This window comes from Hydrogenophaga sp. H7 (assembly GCF_002025745.1).
GTDB lineage: Bacteria > Pseudomonadota > Gammaproteobacteria > Burkholderiales > Burkholderiaceae_C > Hydrogenophaga > Hydrogenophaga pseudoflava.
In genome coordinates this window covers 244,310-266,109 of the sequence record NZ_MCIC01000018.1, presented here as the reverse complement: position 1 = coordinate 266,109, position 21,800 = coordinate 244,310, and the positions used below count along the sequence as shown (strand labels likewise).

General features: G+C 69.1%; 22 protein-coding genes. 7 read left to right on the top strand and 15 right to left on the bottom strand.

Annotated features, from left to right (window positions below; all coding sequences use genetic code 11):
- Positions 1-36: 36 nt before the first annotated feature.
- Together BC358_RS18960 and BC358_RS18955 are read left to right on the top strand one after the other, a co-directional pair.
- Positions 37-2,580, top strand: a complete 2,544-nt coding sequence (locus tag BC358_RS18960) for an ABC transporter permease (RefSeq protein WP_079367020.1) — start codon at positions 37-39, stop codon at positions 2,578-2,580.
- A gap of 12 nt (positions 2,581-2,592) precedes the next feature.
- On the top strand, positions 2,593-3,006 hold the full coding sequence (locus tag BC358_RS18955) for a group II truncated hemoglobin (protein ID WP_079367019.1): 414 nt from the start codon (positions 2,593-2,595) through the stop codon (positions 3,004-3,006).
- Positions 3,007-3,017: 11 nt separating this feature from the next.
- Here the strand turns inward: BC358_RS18955 and BC358_RS18950 are convergent, their stop codons facing one another.
- Both BC358_RS18950 and radC read right to left on the bottom strand, forming a co-directional pair.
- Positions 3,018-3,659 (bottom strand): Smr/MutS family protein, encoded by a 642-nt coding sequence (locus BC358_RS18950; RefSeq protein ID WP_079367018.1) that lies wholly within the window; start codon positions 3,657-3,659, stop codon positions 3,018-3,020.
- Positions 3,660-3,693: 34 nt separating this feature from the next.
- On the bottom strand, positions 3,694-4,386 hold the full coding sequence (gene radC, locus BC358_RS18945; protein ID WP_079367017.1) for a DNA repair protein RadC: 693 nt from the start codon (positions 4,384-4,386) through the stop codon (positions 3,694-3,696).
- A gap of 132 nt (positions 4,387-4,518) precedes the next feature.
- On the opposite strand from radC, the gene BC358_RS18940 reads away from it, so the two are divergent.
- The 3 genes from BC358_RS18940 (at position 4,519) to serS (ending at position 7,347) form a co-directional block, all read left to right on the top strand.
- Complete coding sequence (locus BC358_RS18940) at positions 4,519-4,968, top strand: peptidylprolyl isomerase (protein WP_066149701.1); 450 nt, start codon at positions 4,519-4,521, stop codon at positions 4,966-4,968.
- Positions 4,969-5,054: 86 nt separating this feature from the next.
- On the top strand, positions 5,055-6,014 hold the full coding sequence (gene ispH / locus BC358_RS18935) for a 4-hydroxy-3-methylbut-2-enyl diphosphate reductase (RefSeq protein ID WP_256861582.1): 960 nt from the start codon (positions 5,055-5,057) through the stop codon (positions 6,012-6,014).
- A 22-nt stretch (positions 6,015-6,036) separates the two neighbouring features.
- Positions 6,037-7,347 (top strand): serine--tRNA ligase, encoded by a 1,311-nt coding sequence (gene serS / locus BC358_RS18930; protein WP_066149707.1) that lies wholly within the window; start codon positions 6,037-6,039, stop codon positions 7,345-7,347.
- A gap of 9 nt (positions 7,348-7,356) precedes the next feature.
- On the opposite strand, the gene BC358_RS18925 is transcribed toward serS, so the two are convergent.
- From BC358_RS18925 to BC358_RS18915, 3 genes are all read right to left on the bottom strand, one after another.
- The gene (locus BC358_RS18925; RefSeq protein ID WP_066149709.1) at positions 7,357-7,572 is read right to left on the bottom strand and encodes a hypothetical protein; all 216 of its coding nucleotides are present in this window, start codon (positions 7,570-7,572) and stop codon (positions 7,357-7,359) included.
- Positions 7,573-7,667: 95 nt separating this feature from the next.
- Positions 7,668-8,528 carry a peptidoglycan DD-metalloendopeptidase family protein gene (locus BC358_RS18920; RefSeq protein WP_066149712.1) on the bottom strand — a complete coding sequence of 287 codons (861 nt, stop codon included), beginning with the start codon at positions 8,526-8,528 and terminating at the stop codon, positions 7,668-7,670.
- Positions 8,525-9,688, bottom strand: coding sequence for a Gfo/Idh/MocA family protein (locus BC358_RS18915; protein ID WP_066149714.1), 1,164 nt, complete (start codon positions 9,686-9,688; stop codon positions 8,525-8,527). Before BC358_RS18915 ends, BC358_RS18920 begins: the two co-directional genes overlap by 4 nt.
- A gap of 151 nt (positions 9,689-9,839) precedes the next feature.
- Between BC358_RS18915 and BC358_RS18910 the strand changes: the two genes are divergently transcribed.
- Positions 9,840-11,969 carry a S9 family peptidase gene (locus BC358_RS18910; protein WP_066149717.1) on the top strand — a complete coding sequence of 710 codons (2,130 nt, stop codon included), beginning with the start codon at positions 9,840-9,842 and terminating at the stop codon, positions 11,967-11,969.
- A 21-nt stretch (positions 11,970-11,990) separates the two neighbouring features.
- Here the strand turns inward: BC358_RS18910 and BC358_RS18905 are convergent, their stop codons facing one another.
- Entirely contained in the window at positions 11,991-12,623 is a 633-nt protein-coding gene (locus BC358_RS18905; protein ID WP_066149720.1) for an MSMEG_1061 family FMN-dependent PPOX-type flavoprotein, read from the bottom strand.
- Positions 12,624-12,646: 23 nt separating this feature from the next.
- Between BC358_RS18905 and BC358_RS18900 the strand changes: the two genes are divergently transcribed.
- The gene (locus BC358_RS18900) at positions 12,647-13,399 is read left to right on the top strand and encodes a tRNA-uridine aminocarboxypropyltransferase (protein ID WP_079367014.1); all 753 of its coding nucleotides are present in this window, start codon (positions 12,647-12,649) and stop codon (positions 13,397-13,399) included.
- Between the two features lie 82 nt (positions 13,400-13,481).
- Here the strand turns inward: BC358_RS18900 and BC358_RS18895 are convergent, their stop codons facing one another.
- The 9 genes from BC358_RS18895 to BC358_RS18855 all read right to left on the bottom strand — a co-directional run bounded on the left by BC358_RS18895 (position 13,482) and on the right by BC358_RS18855 (position 21,799).
- Entirely contained in the window at positions 13,482-13,928 is a 447-nt protein-coding gene (locus BC358_RS18895) for an SRPBCC family protein (RefSeq protein WP_079367013.1), read from the bottom strand.
- A gap of 12 nt (positions 13,929-13,940) precedes the next feature.
- Entirely contained in the window at positions 13,941-15,428 is a 1,488-nt protein-coding gene (locus tag BC358_RS18890) for a YdiU family protein (protein WP_079367012.1), read from the bottom strand.
- Positions 15,429-15,607: 179 nt separating this feature from the next.
- On the bottom strand, positions 15,608-16,675 hold the full coding sequence (gene leuB / locus BC358_RS18885; RefSeq protein WP_066149732.1) for a 3-isopropylmalate dehydrogenase: 1,068 nt from the start codon (positions 16,673-16,675) through the stop codon (positions 15,608-15,610).
- Positions 16,676-16,697: 22 nt separating this feature from the next.
- A complete protein-coding gene (leuD, locus tag BC358_RS18880) occupies positions 16,698-17,345 on the bottom strand; it encodes a 3-isopropylmalate dehydratase small subunit (protein ID WP_079367011.1) in 648 nt (215 codons plus the stop codon).
- An 11-nt stretch (positions 17,346-17,356) separates the two neighbouring features.
- Positions 17,357-17,608 (bottom strand): hypothetical protein, encoded by a 252-nt coding sequence (locus tag BC358_RS18875; protein ID WP_066149738.1) that lies wholly within the window; start codon positions 17,606-17,608, stop codon positions 17,357-17,359.
- Between the two features lie 35 nt (positions 17,609-17,643).
- The gene (leuC, locus tag BC358_RS18870; RefSeq protein WP_079367010.1) at positions 17,644-19,065 is read right to left on the bottom strand and encodes a 3-isopropylmalate dehydratase large subunit; all 1,422 of its coding nucleotides are present in this window, start codon (positions 19,063-19,065) and stop codon (positions 17,644-17,646) included.
- A 31-nt stretch (positions 19,066-19,096) separates the two neighbouring features.
- The gene (locus BC358_RS18865) at positions 19,097-20,038 is read right to left on the bottom strand and encodes a LysR family transcriptional regulator (protein WP_079367009.1); all 942 of its coding nucleotides are present in this window, start codon (positions 20,036-20,038) and stop codon (positions 19,097-19,099) included.
- A 135-nt stretch (positions 20,039-20,173) separates the two neighbouring features.
- Positions 20,174-21,484 carry a citrate synthase gene (locus tag BC358_RS18860; protein ID WP_066149747.1) on the bottom strand — a complete coding sequence of 437 codons (1,311 nt, stop codon included), beginning with the start codon at positions 21,482-21,484 and terminating at the stop codon, positions 20,174-20,176.
- Between the two features lie 18 nt (positions 21,485-21,502).
- The gene (locus BC358_RS18855) at positions 21,503-21,799 is read right to left on the bottom strand and encodes a succinate dehydrogenase assembly factor 2 (protein WP_371836586.1); all 297 of its coding nucleotides are present in this window, start codon (positions 21,797-21,799) and stop codon (positions 21,503-21,505) included.
- Between the last annotated feature and the right edge of the window lies 1 nt (position 21,800).

The window sequence follows — 21,800 nt, the reverse complement described above, 5'->3', positions numbered from 1 at the left end:
CGCGCGCGGTTGATGCGCTTGCGGTAAGGTCGCCGGATGGCTGCTGCTTCTGATTCCCTTCCGGTCTCGTTCTGGTCCCTGGGCTGGCGCTCGCTCTGGCGCGACTGGCGCGCGGGCGAGTTGCGGCTGTTGCTGCTGGCGGTGACGCTGGCGGTGGCGGCGCTGACGGCGGTGGCGTTTTTTGCCGACCGGCTGCAGGGTGGCCTGCAGCGCGACGCGCGGGCGCTGATCGGTGGCGATGCGGTGATCCAGAGCGACCAGCCGGCGCCCCCAGCGTTCGCCACCAAGGCCGCCGAGCTGGGCTTGCAGACGGTGCAGACCCTGAGTTTCCCGACCATGGGCAGGGCGCGTGACGAAGAGGGCGGCGCGGCGCGCCTCGTGGCGCTCAAGGTGGTGGCACCTGGGTATCCGCTGCGCGGCAGCCTGCGCGTGGCCGACGGCCCCGAGGCGGCCGACGCGCCCACCCGCGACATTCCCGCCCCCGGCACGGCCTGGGTCGACGCGGCCCTGCTGTCGGCGCTGCAGCTCCAGATCGGCCAGCCGCTGCTGCTGGGCGACGCGAGCCTCACGCTGGCCAAGGTGATCGTGGTCGAGACCGACCGCGGCGCCGGCTTCATGAGCTTCGCGCCGCGCGTCATGATCAACGCCGCCGACCTGCCCGCTTCCGGCCTGGTGCAGCCGGCCAGCCGCGTCGGCTACCGGCTGGCAGTGGCGGGTGCCGACCCCGCAGTGAAGCAGTACGTGGCCTGGGCAGAGGCCGAACTGAAGAAACCGGAGATTCGCGGGTTGCGGCTGGAGTCGCTCGAAGGCGGCCGGCCCGAGATGCAGCAAACGCTGGAACGCGCCGAAAAATTCCTCAACCTGGTGGCGCTGCTGGCGGCCCTGCTGTCGGCGGTGGCGGTGGCCATCGCGGCGCGCGGCTTTGCCCAGCGCCACCTGGACGACTGCGCCATGATGCGCGTGCTTGGCCTGTCGCAGGGCACCATGGCGCGCGCCTACGCCTTCGAATTCACCGTGGTCGGCCTGGTGGCCAGCGGCCTGGGGGTGCTGGCGGGCTTCGGGTTGCACTATGTGTTCGTGCTGCTGCTCTCCGGGCTGGTCGAGTCGGCCCTTCCCGCGGCCAGCATCTGGCCGGTGCTGCTCGGTCTGGGCATGGGCCTGACGCTGATGATGGCCTTTGGCCTGCCGCCGGTGCTTCAGCTGGCGCAGGTGCCGCCGCTGCGGGTGATCCGGCGCGACGTCGGACAGCTCAAGCCCGCCACGCTGGCGGTGCTGGGGCTGGGCGTGGCCGGCTTTGCGGTGCTGCTGCTGGCCGCCAGCCGCGACCTCAAGCTCGGCGGCATCGCGGTCGGTGGTTTTGCCGCCGCGGTGGCGGTGTTTGCGTTGGTGAGCTGGGCGGCCGTCTGGCTGCTGCGCCGCAGCGTCAACGAGAGCACCGCACCGCGCGCGCTGGTGCTGGCCACGCGCCAGCTCTCCGCCCGGCCGGCCTACGCCGTGGTGCAGATCAGCGCGCTCGCGGTGGGGCTGCTGGCCCTGGTGCTGCTGGTGCTGCTGCGCACCGACCTGATCGCCAGCTGGCGCAACGCCACGCCGCCCGATGCGCCCAACCGTTTCGTCATCAACATCCAGCCCGAGCAGGCCGATCCGTTCCGGCAGGCACTGACCGACGGCGGTATCGGCCAGTACGACTGGTACCCGATGATCCGCGGCCGCCTGGTGAGCGTGAACGGCGCTGCGGTGCAGCCGGAGAACTTCGAGACCGACCGCGCCCAGCGCCTGGTCGAGCGCGAGTTCAACCTCTCGCACAGCGCCCAGCCGCCGGTCCACAACGACATCGTCGCCGGCCGCTGGACGCCAGAGGAACAGGACGGGCTCAGCGTGGAAGAAGGGCTGGCCAAAGAACTGGGCCTCAAGCTCGGCGACCGGCTCGGCTTCGAGATGGCGGGCATCCCGGTCGAGGGCCGCATCACCAGCCTGCGCAAGGTCGACTGGGGTTCGATGCGGGTGAACTTCTTCGTGCTGTTCCCGGTGTCGCAGCTGCCCGATCTGCCGACCACCTACATCAGCGCCTACCGCGTGCCCGACGCGAACAAGACCTTCGACAACGCGCTGGTGCGCCAGTTTCCGAACATCACCAACGTCGACATGAGCCAGACCATTGCGCAGGTGCAGCGTGTGCTGGGGCAGGTGATCAGCGCGGTGGAGTTCCTGTTCGGTTTTGCGCTGGCCGCCGGCCTGGTGGTGCTGCTGGCCACGATCACGGCCACACGCGGCGAGCGCGAGCGCGAGTTCGCGGTGCTGCGCGCGGTGGGCGCGGGTTCGAAGCTGCTGCGCGACGTGCAGCGGGTCGAGCTGCTCGGTGTGGGCCTGCTGGCGGGCGTGCTGGCTTCGGTGGTGGCCATCGCCGTCGGCTGGGCGCTGGCGAAATACGCCTTCGAGTTCAGCTGGCAGCCGTCGCCCTGGGTGCCGTTGGCCGGCGGCCTGGCGGGCGGCGTGCTGGCGCTGGCGGCGGGCTGGTGGGGGCTGCGCAGCGTGTTGCGCACCCCGGTGGTCGAAACGCTGCGTCGAGCTGCAGTCTGAACTTCAAACAACATGAACGAACAAGAAACGCCCGTCCCCGTATCCCCCGCCACACCGTTCGAATGGATCGGCGGCGAAGCCCGTGTGCGCGCCCTGGTCGACCGCTTCTACGACCTGATGGACATCGAGCCGGGTTACCACGAGCTGCGGGTGGCGCACGGCAGCACGCTGGACGATGCGCGCCAGAAGCTGTTCTGGTTTCTCTGCGGCTGGCTCGGCGGCCCCTCGCACTACGAAGACCGCTTCGGCCACCCGCGCCTGCGCATGCGGCACATGCCCTTCAAGATCGGCATTGTCGAGCGCGACCAGTGGCTGGCCTGCATGGACCAGGCGATGGGAGAGACCGGCGTGCCTGAAGATCTGCGGTCCCGGTTGCGCGAGAGCTTCTTCAAGACCGCCGACTGGATGCGGAACACGCCGCAGTGAGTCGGCGGGGCTCAGCGCCCCACCGGCTTGAGCAGCACCACCAGCGCCCCGGCGCCACCCTCGGCCGGCCGCGCCTGCACGAAGGCCAGCACTTCCTTCTTCTGCACCAGCCAGCGCTGCACCCGGCCCTTGAGCACCGGCGTGCGGCCCGGCGAGCCCAGCCCCTTGCCGTGCACCACGCGCACGCAGCGCAGTCCCAGCTGGTGGGCCTCGCGGACGAAGCGGCCCAGCGCCTCGCGCGCCTCGTCGGTGCGCAGGCCGTGCAGGTCGATGTGCTTCTGGATGCTCCAGTGACCCTCGCGCAGCTTGCGCGTCACATCCGGACCCAGGCCCGGTCGGCGGAAGCTCAGCGCCTCGTCGGTGTGCAGCAGGGTCTCGACGTCAAACTCGTCCGACAGCGCCTCGCGCATCACCGCGTGCTCGTCGAGCTGCCGCTGCCGCGGCTCGGTGGAGACCGGCGCGGGTGGATGGATCACACGCCGGTGATGGGGCAGGGGCCGCACCGGGCCGACCGCCAGTTCAAACAGGCGCTTTTCGCGGTCCATGCGCAGCGCGTGCAGGCGCTCGGCCTCGCGCGCCGCGGCTTCGGCCGCCGCCCGCTGGGCGATCACCTTCTGCAGCGTCTTGAGGTCGGCGAGGGCGCGCACTTTCATGGTGGCGCGATTCTCGCCCAGGGGGCATGACCTGTCAGACCAGGCCCATTTCGGCCATCGAGGCGGCCTGGTCGCGGGTGACGATGAAGTGGTCCAGCACCCGCACGTCCACCAGCGCCAGCGAGGCCTTGAGCGACTGCGTCAGCGATTCGTCGGCGCGCGACGGGCGGGCTTCGCCACTCGGGTGGTTGTGGGCCAGCACCACGGCGGCTGCATGGTGGTGCAGGGCGCGCAGCACCACTTCGCGCGGATAGACCGAGGTCTGCGACAGGGTGCCGCGGAACAGCTCCTCCAGCGCCAGCAGCCGGTTCTGGCTGTCCAGGAACAGCACGCAGAACACCTCGTGCGCGCGGGCGCCCAGCTGCAGCTGCAGGTACTCGCGCACCGCCTTCGGGCTGTCGAACAACGGGCGCTGCTGCAGTTCCTGCGCCAGCGCCCGGCGGGCCAGTTCCAGCACCGCCACCACCTCGGCCCGCTTGGCCGGCCCCAGGCCCTTGACGGTCTTGAGCGCCTCCGCGCTGGTGTGCAGCAGCCCGCCGATGCCATCGAAGCGGTCGAGCAGTTCCTGTGCGAGCTGGATCACGTGTTTGCCGCTGATGCCGGTGCGCAGCAACAGCGCCAGCAGCTCGGCGTCTCCCAGTGCGCCGGGGCCCCGGCTGAGCAGTTTTTCGCGCGGGCGCGCGTCGGCGGGCAGGCTCTTGAGCCCGGTGGCGGCCAGTCCATTCATCTGTGTGTACTCCCTGTTGCCGCCGGGGCGGTCGCCGGTTTTTACAATAGAGGCCCTCGCCCGGCGCCGTCGCCCGGGCCGTTCTGTGCGCGCTGCGTTCGCCGCACCCCCTGTTTCATCCCCCATTTGTCCATGACACACGTCCAAGAAGGCTCCTTTCTCACCCTGCACTACCGCCTGTCCGGCCCGCAGGGCAAGGTGGTGATCGACACCTTCGAGCAGGGCCAGCCCGCCACCCTGAGCCTGGGCGCCGGCGAGCTCTCGCCCGCCATCGAGCAGCGCCTGATCGGCCTGGAAGAGGGCACGACCACGGTGATCGACCTGGCCGCTGGCGAGGCCTTTGGCGAACGGCAGCCCGAGATGGTCCAGTGGGTCGCGCGCAAGCTGCTCAACGAACTGGGCGACCCGCACGAGAAGTACACCGCGGGCGACGTGGTGCAGTTCCCCACACCCGACGGTCTGGGCCAGTACGCCGGTTCCGTGGTCGAGGTGCGCGAGGACGGTGCGGTGCTGTTCGACTTCAACCACCCGCTGGCGGGTCAGCCGGTGAAATTTGAAGTCCAGCTGATCGGGGTGCTCTGATGAGCGAAAAATCGAGCGCTGCGCCGGGCCGCCCCAAGCAAGCGAGGGCCCCCTCGGGGGGCAGCGAACCACACGAAGTGGGGAGCGTGGGGGCTGAGATCCTTCTGGCGGAGCCGCGCGGGTTCTGTGCCGGTGTGGACCGCGCCATCGAGATCGTCGAGCGCGCGCTGGCCAAGTTCGGCCGGCCCATCTACGTGCGCCACGAGATCGTGCACAACACCTACGTGGTCAACGACCTCAAGGACAAGGGCGCGATCTTCATCGAGGAGCTGGACGAGGTGCCGCCCGGCGCCACGCTGGTGTTCTCGGCCCACGGCGTGAGCCAGGCCGTGCAGAAGGAGGCCGAGCGGCGGGGCTTTCGCATCTTCGACGCCACCTGTCCGCTGGTGACCAAGGTGCACGTCGAGGTGGCCAAGCTGTTCAAGGAGGGCTACGAGTTCCTGATGATCGGCCACAAGGGCCACCCCGAGGTCGAAGGCACCATGGGCCAGCTCAGCGAAGGCATCCACCTGGTCGAAGACATCGACGACGTGGCCAAGGTGCAGCCGAAGCAGACCGAGCTGCTGGCGGTGGTGACGCAGACCACGTTGAGCGTGGACGACACGGCGGGCATCCTGGCCGCGGTGAAGGCGCGGTTCCCGAAGGTGCGCGAACCCAAGCAGCAGGACATCTGCTACGCCACGCAGAACCGGCAGGACGCGGTCAAGCTGCTGAGCCCGCAGGTGGACATCGTGATCGTGGTCGGCAGCCCGACCAGCAGCAACAGCAACCGCCTGCGCGAAGTGGCCCACCGCCTGGGCACCGAGGCCTACATGGTCGACAACGCCAGCGAGCTGAAGGCCGAATGGTTCAATGGCAAGCAACGTGTGGGCCTGACGGCTGGTGCCTCGGCGCCCGACATCCTGGTGCAGCAGGTGATCGACCGCCTGCGCGAACTCGGCGCGATTTCGGTGCGCAAGCTCGACGGCATCACCGAGACCATCAAGTTCCCGCTGCCCAAGGGGCTGAAGATCGACGGCGAGGGCGCCATCGACCATCTGCACTGAACCCGGTCCCTACAATTCCCCCATGCTAGACATCCTCCAACTCCGCAAAGACCTGGACGCCGTCGTCGCGCGCCTGGAAACCCGCAAGAACCCCCAGCCCTACCTCGACGTGTCCGCCTACCAGGCGCTGGAACACGAGCGCAAGGCGCTGCAGACCCGCACCGAAAGCCTGCAGGCCCAGCGCAACAGCCTTTCCAAGCAGATCGGCATGCTCAAGGGCAAGGGACAACACGCCGAGGCCGACGCGGTGATGGCCCAGGTGGGCGAGATGAAGGCCGAGCTGGAAGCCTCGGCCGCGCGGCTGGACGTGATCCAGGGCGAGCTGCAGACCCTGCTGCTGGCCGTGCCCAACCTGCCGCACGAGAGCGTGCCGGTGGGCGCGGGCGAAGAGGGCAATGTGGTGGTGCGCCAGTGGGGCACACCGAAGACCTTCGACTTCCCGGTCCGCGACCACGTGGACATCGGCGAGAAGCTCGGCCTGGACTTCGACACCGGCACCAAGCTGGCCGGCTCGCGCTTCACCTTCATGCGCGGCCCCATTGCCCGCCTGCACCGCGCGCTCGCCCAGTTCATGCTGGACACGCAGACCCAGCAGCACGGCTACACCGAGTGCTACACGCCCTACATCGTCAACGCCGACACCCTGCGTGGCACCGGCCAGCTGCCCAAGTTCGAGGCCGACCTGTTCGCGGCGAACAAGGGCGGGCAGGAGGGCGCTGAGGAGAACCAGGCGCTGTACCTGATTCCGACCAGCGAGGTGACGCTGACCAACGTGGTGCGCGACACCGTGCTGGCCGAGGCCGACCTGCCGATCAAGATGACGGCGCACACGCCGTGTTTCCGCTCCGAGGCGGGCAGCGCCGGACGCGACACGCGCGGCATGATCCGCCAGCACCAGTTCGACAAGGTGGAAATGGTGCAGATCGTGCACCCCGAGAAGAGCTACGAGGCGCTGGAAGAGATGACCGGCCACGCCGAGGCCATCCTGCGGGCGCTGGGCCTGCCCTACCGGGTGATGAGCCTGTGCACGGGTGACATGGGCTTTGGCGCCAGCAAGACCTACGACCTGGAGGTCTGGGTGCCGGCGCAGGGCACCTACCGCGAGATCAGCTCGGTGTCCAACTGCGAGGCCTTCCAGGCGCGTCGCCTGCAGGCGCGCTTCAAGAACGCCCAGGGCAAGAACGAGCTGGTGCACACCCTCAACGGCTCCGGCCTCGCCGTGGGGCGTGCGCTGGTGGCGGTGCTGGAAAACTTCCAGAACGCCGACGGCAGCGTGACCGTGCCCGTGGTGCTGCGGCCCTACATGGGTGGCCTGGAGCGCATCGGCGGCTGAGCCGGGCCATCAATTCAGCCGGAACCCCTTCGCCTGCATGCAGTGGCGAACCAGTTCTTCGGCCTGGTCGCCCTTGATCTTGGCAAGTCCGGTCTGGAACTTGCACTCCGACTCCACGTTGGCGGTGTCGAAGGCGCTCACACCTTCCTTCTGCCATTGCCGCTTGGTCGATGAGCACGCCGCCAGGGCGATGAGGACGGCGATGGCGAGCGGCAAACGGTACACGGGGCCTCCGGGGCGGACATTCGGGCAACAAGGGGAGCGCGCATTGTGCCCGCGGCGCTCCGGCCGGCCGCCATTCCCCGCCCCAAAAAACGGGATCAAGCGTGAATAAACAACGCCGGGTCCACCGAGGTCCGGTTGAGCAGCACACTCCAGTGCAGGTGCGGGCCGGTGACGCGGCCGGTGGCGCCCACCGCGCCCAGCGGCTGGCCGGCCGCCAGCGAATCGCCCGCCCGCACATCGGTGCGGCTGAGGTGGCACAGCATGGACAGCAGGCCACCGCCATGGTCCAGCCAGACGGTCTGGCCGTTGAAGAAGTAGTCGCCCGTGTCGGCCACCCGGGCCGCCAGCGGGGCCACCACCGGCGTGCCGGTCGCGGCCGCGATGTCCATGCCGCTGTGGGGCTGGCGCGCCTGCCCGTTGAACACGCGCCGCAGCCCGAAGGAGCTGGAGCGGCGCCCGTCCACCGGCGCCTGCATGCGCAGGTCGCGCGGCACCGGTTCGGTGAAGCGGGCGATGACGGCCTGCTGGTGGAGCCGTTCGCGCTCGTGCCGCGCCAGGTCCTTGGACGAGAGTTCGACCGTGCGTGGGGCCACCGTCAGGCGCTGCTCGGCGTAGGCCTTGGGGCCGATCCGGTAGGGCAGGGCGCGCCGACCCCCACCGGTCTCAACCTCGATCTGTGCGTCCCCGGGGGTGGCCGACAGCGGTATACCGACCAGCGCGGTCCAGCCCGCCGGATCGCCCACCACCAGCAGGGGCGCCTCGCCGGCCCAGGCCCTGGGCCGGTCCGTGGCTGGGCCGAGGGCCAGCCGGGCCACGCCGCCGGGCACGGCCGATGCCTGTGGCCAGTCGGTGGTCGGCAGACCTGTGGTGTCGGCCCGGGCCACGCTGAGCGCACCCAGACCCATGGCGGCCAGGGTGCCGAGCACCTGGCGGCGGGAGCGCGTGGGCCGCGTCATGCGGCCGTCCAGGCGCCACCGGCCTGCGCCGAGCGGATCACCGCGTCGACGAAGCGCATGCCCATCCAGCCGTCGTGCGCGTTGGGGAAGTGCAGGGCCAAGGGGTCGGGGTTCTGGCCGGTGCGCCGCGCCGCGATGGCCTCGGCCGCGTCCGAATAGAGGTTGGCGAAGGCCTCGGGGAAGCCCTCGGGGTGGCCGGCGGCCACGCGGGTGCCGCGCAGCGCCAGCGGCAGGGCGCCCGGGCCGCGCGGCGTCAGGCGCTGGGCGGGGGCGTCCAGCGGCTTGAAGTCCAGCACCTGCGGATGTTCCTGCTGCCATTCGAGCGAGCCGCGCGAGCCGCTGACGCGGATGCGCAGGCCGTTCTCCACCCCTGCGGCGGCCTGGGTGACCCAGAAGCTGCCGCGCGCACCGCCCGCCATGCGCAGCAGCACACCGGCGAAGTCGTGCGCGCTGCGCTCGGGCACCACGCAGCCGAGCTCGGCCGCGACCTCCCCGACCTCCAGCCCGCTGATGAAGCGCAGCAGCTGGTGGGCGTGGGTGCCGATGTCGCCCATCACCAGCGAAGGGCCGCCGCGCGCCGGGTCGGCCTTCCAGGCCACGCGGCCGGGGCCGGGCTTGGCACGCCCGCCCTGCACGTACTCCACCTGCACCAGACGGATCTCGCCGAGCTGGCCGTCGGCCACCATGGCGCGCGCCTGGCGCACCATCGGGTAGCCGCTGTAGTTGTGGGTCAGGCAGAACACCCGGCCGCTGGCCTGGACCTTCTCGAGCAGCGTCTGCGCCTCCGCCAGGGTGTTGGTCATGGGCTTGTCGCAGATGACGTCGAAGCCGTGCTCCAGCGCCGCCATCGCAGCGGGAAAGTGGCCGTCGTTGGGCGTCATGATCGCGACCGCGTCGATGCCGTCGGGGCGCTGCGATTCGACCGCCAGCAGGGTGGACAGATCGGGGTGGCAGCGGTCCGGGGCCAGGCCCATCGCCAGGCCGGCGGCCACCGAGCGCTGCGGGTCGGACGAGAGCACGCCGGCGACGATGTCGTAGCGGTCGTCCAGGCGGGCTGCCATGCGGTGGATGGGCCCGATGAAGGAGCCCGGGCCGCCGCCGATGACAGCGAGGCGAATGCGGCGCCCGAGCAGGGCGATGACGGGGTTGAGGTCGTTCACGGCAGGATCTAGAGAGGAAAGAACAAGAAACGACCTCCAGCATACGCAACCAAGGTGACAGCCGGCGGGCCTGCCACCGGTGATCCCCTCTGGCCGGACGAAGTCTTTCGGCGTACAAGCGGGGTCCATTCCAACACAGAGGAGTCCTGCCATGGCCGTTGCTTCCCGTCGCCTGCTGCTGTCGCTGTCCCTGGTGCTGCCCCTGGTGTCGTTGCCCGCCGCCGCGTTCACGCAGAACGTGTCGGTGCGCGACGACGACACGGCCGGTCCGTTCCCGAGCAACCGCCACACGGTGGTCGACTTCGGCAACGCGACCTTCCGCCGCGTCAACCTGCCCCGGCCCGACTGCGCGGTGCGGGTGAGCGACTGCCAGGACATCGACGTGATCAACACGCTGGACGGCTTCTCGACCCAGCCGCGCATCACGGTGCCGTTCACCGGCGACATCGATGTGGCCTCGGTCAGCAGCGAGACCGTGTTCCTCTACAACCTGGGCGACACGCAGACCCTGCGCGGTTTCGGCCAGAAGGTGGGCATCAACCAGGTGCTGTGGGACCCGGCCACGCGCACGCTGGTGTTCGAGCCCGACGAGCTGCTGGCCGAGCGCTCGCGCTACGTGCTGGTGGTGACCAACGGCGTGCGCGACACCAGGGGCCGGCGCATCGTGCCCGGTGCCGCGCTGGGCGGCGGGCGCCACCGCGCCGAACACCACCGCGAGATGCACGAAGGGGCGTCGGCGGTGCGCCTGGGGCGCGGGCTGGCGGTGGCGGCGGCCTCGGTGTTCACCACGCAGAGCGCCACCGGGGACCTGGTGAAGGTGATGCGCCGCATCAAGGCAACGAACCCGGCGCCGGTGGACTTCATGATCGGCAGCGCGGCCGGCGCACCGGTGCGCGCGGTGTTTCCGCTGAACGGTGTGGCGGCGGTCGACCTGCAGCGCCAGGTCGGGGCCGCCCCGGGCGCGCTGGCGCCGCAGGCCGTGCCGCTGGGTGCGCTCTATGTGGTGCCCGGCGCCGTCGGCCTGATCGCCTACGGCCGCTACCAGTCGCCCAACTACCTCGCCGCCGGCCAGTACATCCCCGCGACCCCGACGCTGGTGGGCCGGCCGCAACCGCAGGGCACGAACGAGCTGGTGTTCCAGCTCTTCCTGCCGGCCGGCGCCAAACCCGCGGCGGGCTGGCCGGTGGCCATCTTCGGCCACGGTTTCACCGACAGCATGTTCGGCGCGCCGTGGACGGTGGCCTCCGTGCTGGCCTCGCGCGGCATTGCGACGCTGTCGATCAACGTGGTGGGCCACGGCGGCGGCGCGGCCGGCGTGCTCAACCTGACCACCGCCGGCGGTGTGGTGTCGGTGCCTTCCGGCGGCCGCGGCTTCGACCAGGACGGCAACGGCGCCATCGACAGCACCGAGGGATCGAGCGCCGCGCCGCCGCGCACCGCGGTCTCCAGCCGCGACGGCTTGCGCCAGACCGCCATCGACCTGATGCAGCTGGTGCGCCAGGTGGAGGCGGGCATCGATGTCGAAGGCGATGGCAGCGCCGACCTGGACGCCCAGCGCATCTACTACGCCGGCCAGTCCTTTGGCGGCATCTACGGCACCATCCTGCTGGGCGTCGAGCCGTCCATCCAGGCGGGTGTGCCCAATGTGCCGGGCGGTTCGATCACCGAGGTGGCGCGGCTGGGCGCGTTCCGCGGCCTGACCGGCTTTGCGCTGGCCACCCGGGTGCCGCAGCTGCTGAACCTGCCGCCGTCGGCCAGCCTGCCGGTGCCGTTCAACTTCTTCGAGAACATGCCGCTGCGCGACCTGCCGCCGGTGGTCAACAACGTGCCGGGCGCAATGGAGATCGCGCAGGTGATCGACCGCTGGGAGTGGGTGCAGCAGGCGGGCAACCCGGTGTCCTACGCCCACCTGATCCGCCAGCAGCCGCTGCCGGGCAGCGCGGCCAAGCCGGTGATCCTGCAGATGGCCAAGGGCGACCAGACGGTGCCCAACCCGACCACCACCGCCATCGTGCGCGCCGGTGGCCTGCAGGCGCAGACCACCTACTTCCGCAACGACCTGGCCTTCGCCGCGAACCCGGCGGTGCCGAAGAACCCGCACACCTTCCTGACCGGGCTGGCGAGCCCGGCGGGTCCGACCATCGCGGTGCTGGCGCAGACGCAGATCGCGGAGTTCTTTCGCAGTGGCGGCAGCCTGGTGATCGACCCCGACGGGCCCGGGCCGCTGTTCGAGGTGCCGCTGGTGCCGCCGCTGCCCGAGGGGTTGAACTTCCTGCCCTGAGGCGCGGCCGCCGCCGCGCCGTCAGAGCGTCTGGCGGTAGCGCTCGAGCATCTGCTCCTGCGTTTCCGCGGCGACCTCCTCGCCGCGGAATTCGCGGATCTGGTCGCGCATCATCTCGGTCATGCTGGGCAGCGCTGAACGCTCGACCTGGTGTTGTGCGTCCCAGAGGTGCGAGCGCATCAGCGCCTTGGCGCAGTGCAGGTAGCAGGCTTGCACGGTGACCCGGATCGCGAGCTTGGGCAGGCGGTGCGGTTCGGCGCAGCGCTGCAGATCGTCCGGGTCGGTGCTGAGCAGGGCGCGGCCGTTCACGCGCAGGGTTTCGTCCACGCCCGGGATCAGGAACAGCAGCCCGACCGGCGCGCCTTCCTCGCCGCCGCGCACGATGTTCTCCAGCGTGTCCAGCCGGTTGTTGCCCGGCGCGTCGGGGATCAGCAGGGTGTGGACGTCCGGCGCGTGCACGAAGCCGGGCGCACCACCGCGCGGTGAGGTGTCCATGCCGTGCGCGGCATCGCCGCTGCCGATCACCACGAAGGGCGAAAGCCCGATGAAGCGGCGCGCGTGAGCGTCGAGCTGCGGAATCTCTTTCTTGGACGAGCGCTCGCGCACCGGGTCGTAGAGCGCGCGCAGGGCGTCGAGGGAGGTCAGGATGTTCATCGCGGGGAGCATACATTTGACGGATGTCTCCTGCCACCCCGGAAGCCGTCGCTCCCTCCTTTCCCCACGCGGTCGCGCGCCAGCGCACGCTGCGCCTGGCGGCGTCCAGCAAGCCCTATGTCGCCCGCGGCGCCGGCCTGGTGCGCTGCAGCGGCTGCCGCCTGCCCGCCACCCATTGCATCTGCGCGCTGCGGCCGGTGGTGCCGTCGAACGCGGGCTTCTGCCTGCTGCTGGGTGACATCGAGGCCCTCAAGCCCACCAACACCGGCTGGCTGATCGCCGACGTGGTGCCCGACACCTGGGCCTTCGGCTGGTCGCGCACCGAGGTCGACCCCGCCCTGCTGGCGCTGCTGGCCGATCCGCAATGGCGACCCCATGTGGTGTTCCCGACCGAGTACGCCGCGCCGTCGCGCGCCGTGACGGCGCCGGTGGTGGACGACGGGCGCCGGCCGCTGTTCGTGCTGCTGGACGGAACCTGGTCCGAGGCGCGCAAGATGTTCCGCAAGAGCCCCTGGCTGGACAGCGCGCCGGTGCTGGGGCTGCAACCGGCGCACGCCTCGCGCTACAAGCTGCGACGCTCGGCGCAGGACCACCACTTCTGCACCGCCGAGGTTGCGGCGATGTGCCTGGACCTGGCCGGCGATTACGCCGCCGCCGACGCGCTGGACGCCTGGTTCGGCCTGTTCAGCGAGCGCTACCTGAGCGCGCGGGGCCACCAGCCGCTGTCGGTGGACAGCGAGGCGACGCAGCGAGTGCGCGCGCTGCCCACGAAGTGAGTTTCGGCGCCGGGCCGCCCCAAGCCGAAACAGCCCCCTCGGGGGGCAGCGACCCGCGCAGCGGCGGAGCGTGGGGGCCTGTTCAACCCGGGATTTCGGGTTCGACCAGCTGGGCCAGCAGCGCCAGCGTCTCCTGCCAGCCGAGGTAACACATCTCGACCGGAATGGCCTCGGGGATGCCTTCCTGCACGGCCGTCAGCTCGGTGCCGCAGGAGACGGCCTTGAGGCTGATGGTGGTGATCATCTGGCCGGGCAGGTTGGGGTCGTCGAAGAGGTCGGTGTTGACGATCTTCTCGTTCGGCACCAGTTCCAGGTACTTGCCGCCGAAGGCGTGCGTGTGGCCGCTGGAGAAGTTGGTGAACTGCATGCGGTAGACGCCGCCGACGCGCGCGTCCATCTCCAGCACGCGGCCGGTGAAGCCGTGCGGCGGCAGGAATTTGGCCATCGCGTCGGGGTCGAGGAAAGCGCGGTAGACGCGCTCGGGCGGCGCCTTGAGGATGCGGTGGAAGCGGACGGTGCCGGTGCTCATGGGAAGCTCCTTTCAGGTGCCGCAGAAGGTGCGGTAACCCTGGGTCTGTTCGGGCGTGCCGGGCAGGGCGGCCGGGGCGTGTTCGCTGCGCTCGGTGTAGGGGTCGGTCACGATGGCCAGCAGACGCTCGAAAGGCCGCAGGTCGCCGGACTCGCTGGCGGCGTCCAGTGCGTTCTCGACCAGGTGGTTGCGCGGGATGAACAGCGGGTTGGTGGCGTCCATGCGGGCGGCCACTTCGTGCGCCGGCTCGCCTTGCGCGGTCAGGCGCTGCTGCCAGCGCGCCAGCCAATCGCCGGCGACGGCGGGCTGATCGCCCCAGAGCACGAGCCAGTCCCGCGGCGCCTCGCGCAGCACGGCCGAGAGGCGACGGAAGCCCAGCGTGAAGTCGACATGGTGTTCGTGCATGCGCTGCAGCAACTCGTTGACCAGGGCGCGGTCGGCCTCGTCGTCGGCGCTGTCGCTGCGCAGGCCCAGCTTGAGGCGGTGCAGGTTCAGCCAGTGCCGGTCGAAATGCCCGCCGAAGCCGTCCAGCACCCGGGTGGCGGCGGCCACGGCCTGCTCGTCGTTGGTGTGGAACAGTGGCAGCAGGGTTTCGGCCAGCCGCGCGAGGTTCCACTGCGCGATGCCCGGCTGGTTGCCGAAGGCGTAACGGCCGTGGGTGTCGATGGAGCTGAAGACCGTCTGCGGGTCGTAGGCCTCCAGGAACGCACAGGGGCCGTAGTCGATGGTTTCGCCCGAGACCGTCATGTTGTCGGTGTTCATCACGCCGTGGATGAAGCCGACCGACATCCACAACGCGACCAGTTTCGCCTGGCGCTGCACCACGGCCTCGTAGAAAGCGAGGAGCCGGTCCTCGCGGCCGACCAGCGCCGGGTCGTGGCGGGCGATGGCGTGTTCGGCGAGCTGCTGGACGCGTTCGGTGTCGTTGCGCGCGGCGAAGAACTGGAAGCTGCCGACGCGGATGTGGCTGGCCGCCACGCGCGTGAGGATGGCACCGGGCAGCGGGCGCTCGCGGCGGATGGTTTCACCGGTGGCCACGGCCGCCAGTGCGCGCGTGGTGGGGATGCCCAGCGCGTGCATGGCCTCGCTGATCAGCACCTCGCGCAGCACCGGCCCGACGGCCGCCTTGCCGTCGCCGCCGCGCGAGAACGGTGTGCGCCCCGAGCCCTTGAACGCGATGTCGCGGCGCTGTCCTCGAGCGTCCAGCACCTCACCCAGCAGCAGCGCGCGACCGTCACCCAGCTGTGGCGAGAAGCCGCCGAACTGGTGGCCGGCGTAGGCCTGCGCAATTGGCGTGGCACCCTCGGGCACGCGGTTGCCCGCGAACACCGCCAGGCCCTCGTCGGACGCCAGGGCATCGGCATCGAGCCCGAGTTCGTCGGCCAGCCCACGGTTCAGGTGCAGCCAGCGCGGCGCCGGCACCGCCGCCGGCTGCCAGGGCACGGACATGCCCTCCATCAGCGCGTAGGAGTTGTCGAAGGAGAAGAGGGGGGAGGACACGGGCAGGCCAAGAGCAGGAAAGCATTCATTGTGACCAGACCCCAAAAACCTTGAGGAACGCGTGTCTGCCTCCAGGGCACCCGTGGGACCGGCTCCGCCGGGCCACAGGGTGCGTCCCCCCTCCCAGCGCCGCAGGCGCGCCAGAGAGGGGGGAAGCCGCGCAGCGGCGCAGGGGGGCGTTACAGCGCTTTCACCACCGCGTCGCCCATCTCCACGGTGCCGACCTTGGTCGTGCCCTCGCTCCAGATGTCGCCGGTGCGCAGGCCCTGGGCCAGCACCTTCTGCACCGCGGCTTCGATGCGCTGGGCGGCTTCTTCCTGGTTGAGCGAGAAGCGCAGCATCATGGCAGCCGACAGGATGGTCGCCAGCGGGTTGGCGATGCCCTTGCCGGCGATGTCGGGCGCGCTGCCGTGGCTGGGCTCGTACAGGCCCTGGTTCCTGCTGTTGAGCGAGGCCGAGGGCAGCATGCCGATCGAGCCGGTCAGCATCGAGGCCTCGTCGGACAGGATGTCGCCGAACATGTTGCCGGTGACGACCACGTCGAACGCCTTGGGTGCCTTGACCAGCTGCATCGCGGCGTTGTCGACGTACATGTGCTGCAGTTCAACGTCGGGGTACTGGGCATGCACCTCGATCATGGTGTCCTTCCAGAACTGGAAGGTTTCCAGCACGTTGGCCTTGTCGACCGAGGTGACCTTCTTGTTGCGCTTGCGCGCGGCTTGGAAGGCGACGTGGGCGATGCGCTCGATCTCGGGCTTGGAATAGCGCATGGTGTCGAAGGCCTCGGGCGCGCCCTTGAACTCGCCGTCCGGGGCCTCGCGGCGGCCCCGCGGCTGGCCGAAATAGATGTCGCCGGTCAGCTCGCGAATGATCAGGATGTCCAGGCCGGCGATCAGCTCGGGCTTGAGGCTGGAGGCGCCGACCAGCTGCTCGTAGCAGATGGCGGGGCGGAAGTTGGCGAACAGGCCCAGGTTCTTGCGCAGGCCCAGGATGGCCTGCTCGGGGCGCAGCGGGCGGTCGAGCTTGTCGTACTTCCAGTCGCCGACGGCGCCGAACAGGATGGCGTCGGCTTCCTTGGCCAGCTTGAGCGTGGACTCGGGCAGCGGGTGGCCGTGCGCGTCGTAGGCGGCGCCACCGACCAGGGCCGATTCCATCTCGAACTTCAGGTCGAGCGCGTCGAGGACTTTGACCGCTTCGGCGACGATTTCGGTGCCGATGCCGTCACCGGGGAGAACTGCGATTTTCATTGTGTCTTGCTGTTGAAGTGGATTACATGGTGTGCGCGAGCCAGGGCTTGGTCGCCAGGCGCTCTTTCTCGAACGCCTCGATCTTGTCCTTGTGGCGCAGCGTCAGGCCGATGTCGTCCAGCCCGTTGATCAGGCAGTACTTGCGGAAGGCGTTGACCTCGAAGGGGATTTCTTCACCCTGCGGCTTGACGATGACCTGGCGCTCCAGGTCGATGGTCAGCTGGTAGCCCGGGAAGGCGTACACGTCGTTGAACAGCTGGTCCACCTGTGGCTCGCTCAGCACGATGGGCAGCAGGCCGTTCTTGAAGCAGTTGTTGAAGAAGATGTCGGCGTAGCTGGGCGCGATGATGGCGCGGAAGCCGTACTGGTCGATGGCCCAGGGCGCGTGTTCGCGGCTGGAGCCGCAGCCGAAGTTGCGGCGCGTGAGCAGCACCGAGGCGCCACGATAGCGCGGCTGGTTCAGCACGAAGTCCGGGTTGGGCTTGCGTGCGCTTTCGGGCACGCCGGGTTCGCCCGGCTGGTCCAGGTAGCGCCACTCGTCGAACAGGTTGGGGCCGAAGCCGGTCTTGCGGATCGACTTGAGGAACTGCTTGGGGATGATCGCGTCGGTGTCGACGTTCTCGCGGTCCATGGGGGCCACGAGGCCCTGGTGAATGGTGAATGTCTGCATGGTGTGGATGTTCAGTTGGTCGCGCCCTTGACGGCTTCGCCGGCTTTCTCCAGCCCGGAGCCGACCGCCTGGCCGGCGGACTTGCCGCCCTCGACGGCCTTGTCCTTGATCTCGATGGCCTTGTCGACCACCACGTCCTTGACCTCGATGGCTTTGTCCTTGACGACGTGGGCGTCCTGTTTGACACCTTGCACGGTGTTGGTGCTGCAGGCGGCCAGGGACATCAGGGTGGCGGTGGCGAGCAGGGTCTTGAACGAGGACATGGTGGGCTCCTTGGGAAAGTGCTCGGGAAAGACGTTCAGGCGATGGTGCGGATGTCGACGAAATGACCGTGGATCGCGGCGGCGGCGGCCATCGCAGGCGAGACCAGGTGGGTGCGGCCACCAGCGCCCTGGCGGCCTTCGAAGTTGCGGTTGCTGGTGCTGGCGCAGCGCTCTCCCGGCTCCAGCCGGTCGGCGTTCATGGCCAGGCACATCGAGCAGCCGGGCTCGCGCCATTCAAAGCCGGCGGCCTTGAAGATCTCGTGCAGGCCTTCGCGCTCGGCCTGTTCCTTCACCAGACCGGAGCCCGGCACGACCATGGCCAGCTTGATGTTCTTCGCGACCTTCTGGCCCAGCTTCTTGACGACCGCGGCGGCTTCGCGCATGTCTTCGATGCGGCTGTTGGTGCAGGAACCGATGAAGACCTTGTCGACGAAGATGTCGGCCAGCGGCTTGCCCGGTTCGAGCGCCATGTAGGTCAGCGCCCGCTCCATGGCGCCGCGCTTGCTGGCGTCCTTCTCCTTCTCGGGATCGGGCACGCGGGCGTCCACGCCCAGCACCATCTCGGGCGAGGTGCCCCAGGTGACCTGCGGCAGGATCTGCGTCGCATCGAGTTCGACCACGGCGTCAAACACCGCGTCGGCGTCCGAGTGCAGCGACTTCCAGTAGGCGACCGCCTGGTCCCACTCCACGCCGGTCGGGGCCAGCGGGCGACCCTTGACGTATTCGATGGTCTTCTCGTCCACGGCCACCAGACCGGCGCGCGCACCGCCTTCGATGGCCATGTTGCAGACCGTCATGCGGCCTTCCATGGACAGCGAGCGGATCGCGCTGCCGGCGAACTCGATGGTGTAGCCCGTGCCGCCGGCGGTGCCGATCTTGCCGATGATGGCCAGCACGATGTCCTTGGCGGTCACGCCCTTGGCGAGCTGGCCCTCGACCTTGACCAGCATGTTCTTGGCCTTCTTGGCCAGCAGGGTCTGCGTGGCCATCACGTGCTCGACTTCCGAGGTGCCGATGCCGTGCGCCAGCGCGCCGAAGGCGCCATGGGTGGAGGTGTGCGAGTCGCCGCAGACCACGGTCATGCCGGGCAGGGTGGCGCCGTTCTCGGGGCCGATCACGTGCACGATGCCCTGGCGCTTGGACATGAAGGGGAAGAACGCCGCAGCGCCGAATTCCTTGATGTTGCTGTCCAGCGTGGTGATCTGTTCCTTGCTGATCGGATCGGTGATGCCGTCGTAGCCCAGTTCCCAGCCGGTGGTGGGCGTGTTGTGGTCGGCGGTGGCGACCACCGAGCTCACGCGCCAGACCTTGCGGCCGGCCTGGCGCAGGCCCTCGAACGCCTGCGGGCTGGTGACTTCGTGCACCAGGTGGCGGTCGATGTAGAGGACGGACGTGCCGTCTTCCTCCGTGTGGACGACGTGTTCGTCCCAGATCTTGTCGTAGAGCGTGCGGGCCATGGGGTGGGGTTCTCCTGTGGGGCTTGAAATTCTAGGTCGGGGTTGCGGACCCGGCGGGCGGTGTGGACAGGTGGTCCACCAGCAGCCGGGCACTGACGGGCAGGCTGGAAAAGTCGCGCGCCACCAGGTCGATGTGGCGCGTGGCCCAGTCGTCGGTGAGATCGACCGCCTGCAGGTCGCCGGCGCCCTGCATCAGATCGAAGGCGCGGCGCGGCATCAGGCCGACGCCCAGTCCGTTGTGGATCATGCGGCACATGGCGTCCAGGCCCGAGACGCGGATGCGCAGCCGGATGTTGCGGCCGCTGGCGGTGGCGGCGGCGTGCATGGCACGGTAGATGGAACTGTTGGCGTGCAGGCCGACGTGGTCCCATTCGAGGCTGTCGGCGAAGGCCATGGCCGTGTGTCCGGTCAGCGGATGGCGGGCCGGCACGATCAGCACCAGGCGGTCCTGCCGGTAGGGCAGGGTCTGCAGGCCCTGGATCGGGTCGTCGCCGCCGACATGGCAGATGCCCAGGTCGGCCGCGCCTTCCTGTACCGCCCGCAGCACCTCGGTGGACAGGTGTTCTTCAAGGTCGATCTTGATCGCGTCGTGCGCGCGGATGAAACCGCCCAGGTCTTCGGGCAGGAACTGCACCGTGGCCGAGATGTTGGCGTGCACCCGCACATGGCCGCGCACGCCGTCGGCGTACTCCGAGAGCTCGCCCTGCATCTTGTCGAGGCTGAACAGCACCGAGCGGGCGTGGTGCAGCAGGCTCTGGCCAGCCGGGGTGGGCGTGACGCCGCGTGCGTGGCGCATGAGCAGCGGCGTGCCGACCGTGGTCTCCAGATCCGACAGCCGCTTGCTGACCGCCGACGGTGCCATGAACTCGGTCTCGGCCGCCTTGCCGATGCTGCCGCGCTCGCACACCGCCACGAACAGCTGCAGCGTGGTCAGGTCAAGTCGGCGGGTGAAGGCGCGGTCGGGGGCGTTCATGAGAAAGTCATCGTGTTTCAAGATGACTTCATGGATTCTCTTGATTTTGAGGTGACTTTGGCATCGTCATTGGCGATGTCAGGCCCCGCAAAAAACAAAACCCGCCAGAGGCGGGTTTTGTGGGGCAAGGCGGGATCAGCGCTTGAAACTGGCGGGGACGTCGCGGCGAGCAGCACCCGTGAACAACTGGCGCGGACGGCCGATCTTGTACTCGGGGTCGGCCAGCATTTCGTTGAGCTGGGCGATCCAGCCGACGGTGCGGGCCAGCGCGAAGATGCCGGTGAACAGGCTGACAGGAATGCCGATGGCGCGCTGCACGATGCCGGAGTAGAAGTCGACGTTCGGGTAGAGCTTGCGCTGCACGAAGTAGTCGTCTTCCAGGGCGATCTTTTCCAGTTCCTTGGCCAGCTTGAACAGCGGGTCATTTTCCAGACCCAGCTCGGCCAGCACCTCGTTGCAGGTTTCCTGCATCAGCTTGGCGCGCGGGTCGTAGTTCTTGTACACGCGGTGACCGAAGCCCATCAGCTTGACGCCGCTGTTCTTGTCCTTCACCTGGTTCATGAACTCGCCGACCTTGGCCACGCCGCCGTTGCGCTGGATGTCTTCCAGCATGTTCAGGCAGGCTTCGTTGGCGCCACCGTGGGCGGGGCCCCAGAGGCAGGCCACACCGGCTGCGATGGCGGCGAACGGATTGGTGCCCGACGAGCCGCACAGGCGCACGGTGGAGGTGGAGGCGTTCTGCTCGTGGTCGGCGTGCAGGATGAAGATGCGGTCCAGCGCTTTTTCCAGCACCGGGTTGACCTTGTAGTCCTCGCAGGGCGTGCCGAACATCATGCGCAGGAAGTTGCCCGAGTAGCTCAGGTCGTTGCGCGGGTACATGTAGGGCTGGCCCACACCGTATTTGTAGGACATGGCCACCAGCGTGGGCATCTTGGCGATCAGGCGGATCGCGGCGATGCGGCGGTGCTCGGGGTTGTTGATGTCGGTGCTGTCGTGATAAAAGGCCGACAGGGCGCCTACCAGACCGGTCAGCACGGCCATGGGGTGGGCGTCGCGCCGGAAGCCACGCAGGAAGAACTGCATCTGCTCGTTGACCATCGTGTGGTTGGTCACGAGCTTGTGGAAGTCGCCTCGCTCCGTCTCATTGGGTAGTTCGCCATTGAGCAGCAGGAAGCAGGTGTCGAGGTAGTCGGCCTGGGTGGCCAGCTGCTCGATCGGGTAGCCGCGGTACAGCAGTTCGCCCTTGTCGCCGTCGATGTAGGTGATGGCCGACTGGCAGGACGCCGTGGACAGGAAGCCGGGGTCGTAGGTGAACATGCCGGTCTGTGCATACAGCTTGCGGATGTCGATCACGTCCGGACCGATGCTGCCGCCGTACACCGGCATCTCGACGCTGGGGCTGCCGTTGGAGAACGACAGGGTGGCTTTGTTGTCTACGAGTTTCATGCGGTTTCCTGGTAGAGGTTAATCGGGTCGTCGGGCAGCGCGCAGCATGCCCAGCACCTGAGTGACGTCGTCACTGGCCTGTAGGCCCTCGGGCTTCTTGCGGCCGAGCAACAGATCAAGCAGATCGTTGTCGGAAAGGTCCATTAGAACCCCCAGAGCTTCGGCCTGCCTGACAGTCAAGCCAGACTCATGTCTGGCAAAGAACTGCTCGATGAACAGGTCGTTCTCGAGCAGCCCACGGCGGCAGCGCCAGCGCAGCTTGCTCAATGCCGGGGCATCGAGCACGGCGTCACCGGGGCTGGCATTCATGGTCATA

What these genes read in the sequence shown, in the direction of transcription:
- BC358_RS18960 (WP_079367020.1), top strand. Translation starts at nt 37, where the DNA reads ATGGCTGCTGCTTCTGATTCCCTTCCGGTCTCGTTCTGGTCCCTGGGC.
- BC358_RS18955 (WP_079367019.1), top strand. Translation starts at nt 2,593, where the DNA reads ATGAACGAACAAGAAACGCCCGTCCCCGTATCCCCCGCCACACCGTTC.
- BC358_RS18950 (WP_079367018.1), bottom strand. Translation starts at nt 3,659, where the DNA reads ATGAAAGTGCGCGCCCTCGCCGACCTCAAGACGCTGCAGAAGGTGATC.
- radC (WP_079367017.1), bottom strand. Translation starts at nt 4,386, where the DNA reads ATGAATGGACTGGCCGCCACCGGGCTCAAGAGCCTGCCCGCCGACGCG.
- BC358_RS18940 (WP_066149701.1), top strand. Translation starts at nt 4,519, where the DNA reads ATGACACACGTCCAAGAAGGCTCCTTTCTCACCCTGCACTACCGCCTG.
- serS (WP_066149707.1), top strand. Translation starts at nt 6,037, where the DNA reads ATGCTAGACATCCTCCAACTCCGCAAAGACCTGGACGCCGTCGTCGCG.
- BC358_RS18920 (WP_066149712.1), bottom strand. Translation starts at nt 8,528, where the DNA reads ATGACGCGGCCCACGCGCTCCCGCCGCCAGGTGCTCGGCACCCTGGCC.
- BC358_RS18910 (WP_066149717.1), top strand. Translation starts at nt 9,840, where the DNA reads ATGGCCGTTGCTTCCCGTCGCCTGCTGCTGTCGCTGTCCCTGGTGCTG.
- BC358_RS18905 (WP_066149720.1), bottom strand. Translation starts at nt 12,623, where the DNA reads ATGAACATCCTGACCTCCCTCGACGCCCTGCGCGCGCTCTACGACCCG.
- BC358_RS18900 (WP_079367014.1), top strand. Translation starts at nt 12,647, where the DNA reads ATGTCTCCTGCCACCCCGGAAGCCGTCGCTCCCTCCTTTCCCCACGCG.
- BC358_RS18895 (WP_079367013.1), bottom strand. Translation starts at nt 13,928, where the DNA reads ATGAGCACCGGCACCGTCCGCTTCCACCGCATCCTCAAGGCGCCGCCC.
- leuB (WP_066149732.1), bottom strand. Translation starts at nt 16,675, where the DNA reads ATGAAAATCGCAGTTCTCCCCGGTGACGGCATCGGCACCGAAATCGTC.
- leuD (WP_079367011.1), bottom strand. Translation starts at nt 17,345, where the DNA reads ATGCAGACATTCACCATTCACCAGGGCCTCGTGGCCCCCATGGACCGC.
- BC358_RS18875 (WP_066149738.1), bottom strand. Translation starts at nt 17,608, where the DNA reads ATGTCCTCGTTCAAGACCCTGCTCGCCACCGCCACCCTGATGTCCCTG.
- leuC (WP_079367010.1), bottom strand. Translation starts at nt 19,065, where the DNA reads ATGGCCCGCACGCTCTACGACAAGATCTGGGACGAACACGTCGTCCAC.
- BC358_RS18865 (WP_079367009.1), bottom strand. Translation starts at nt 20,038, where the DNA reads ATGAACGCCCCCGACCGCGCCTTCACCCGCCGACTTGACCTGACCACG.
- BC358_RS18860 (WP_066149747.1), bottom strand. Translation starts at nt 21,484, where the DNA reads ATGAAACTCGTAGACAACAAAGCCACCCTGTCGTTCTCCAACGGCAGC.
- BC358_RS18855 (WP_371836586.1), bottom strand. Translation starts at nt 21,799, where the DNA reads ATGACCATGAATGCCAGCCCCGGTGACGCCGTGCTCGATGCCCCGGCA.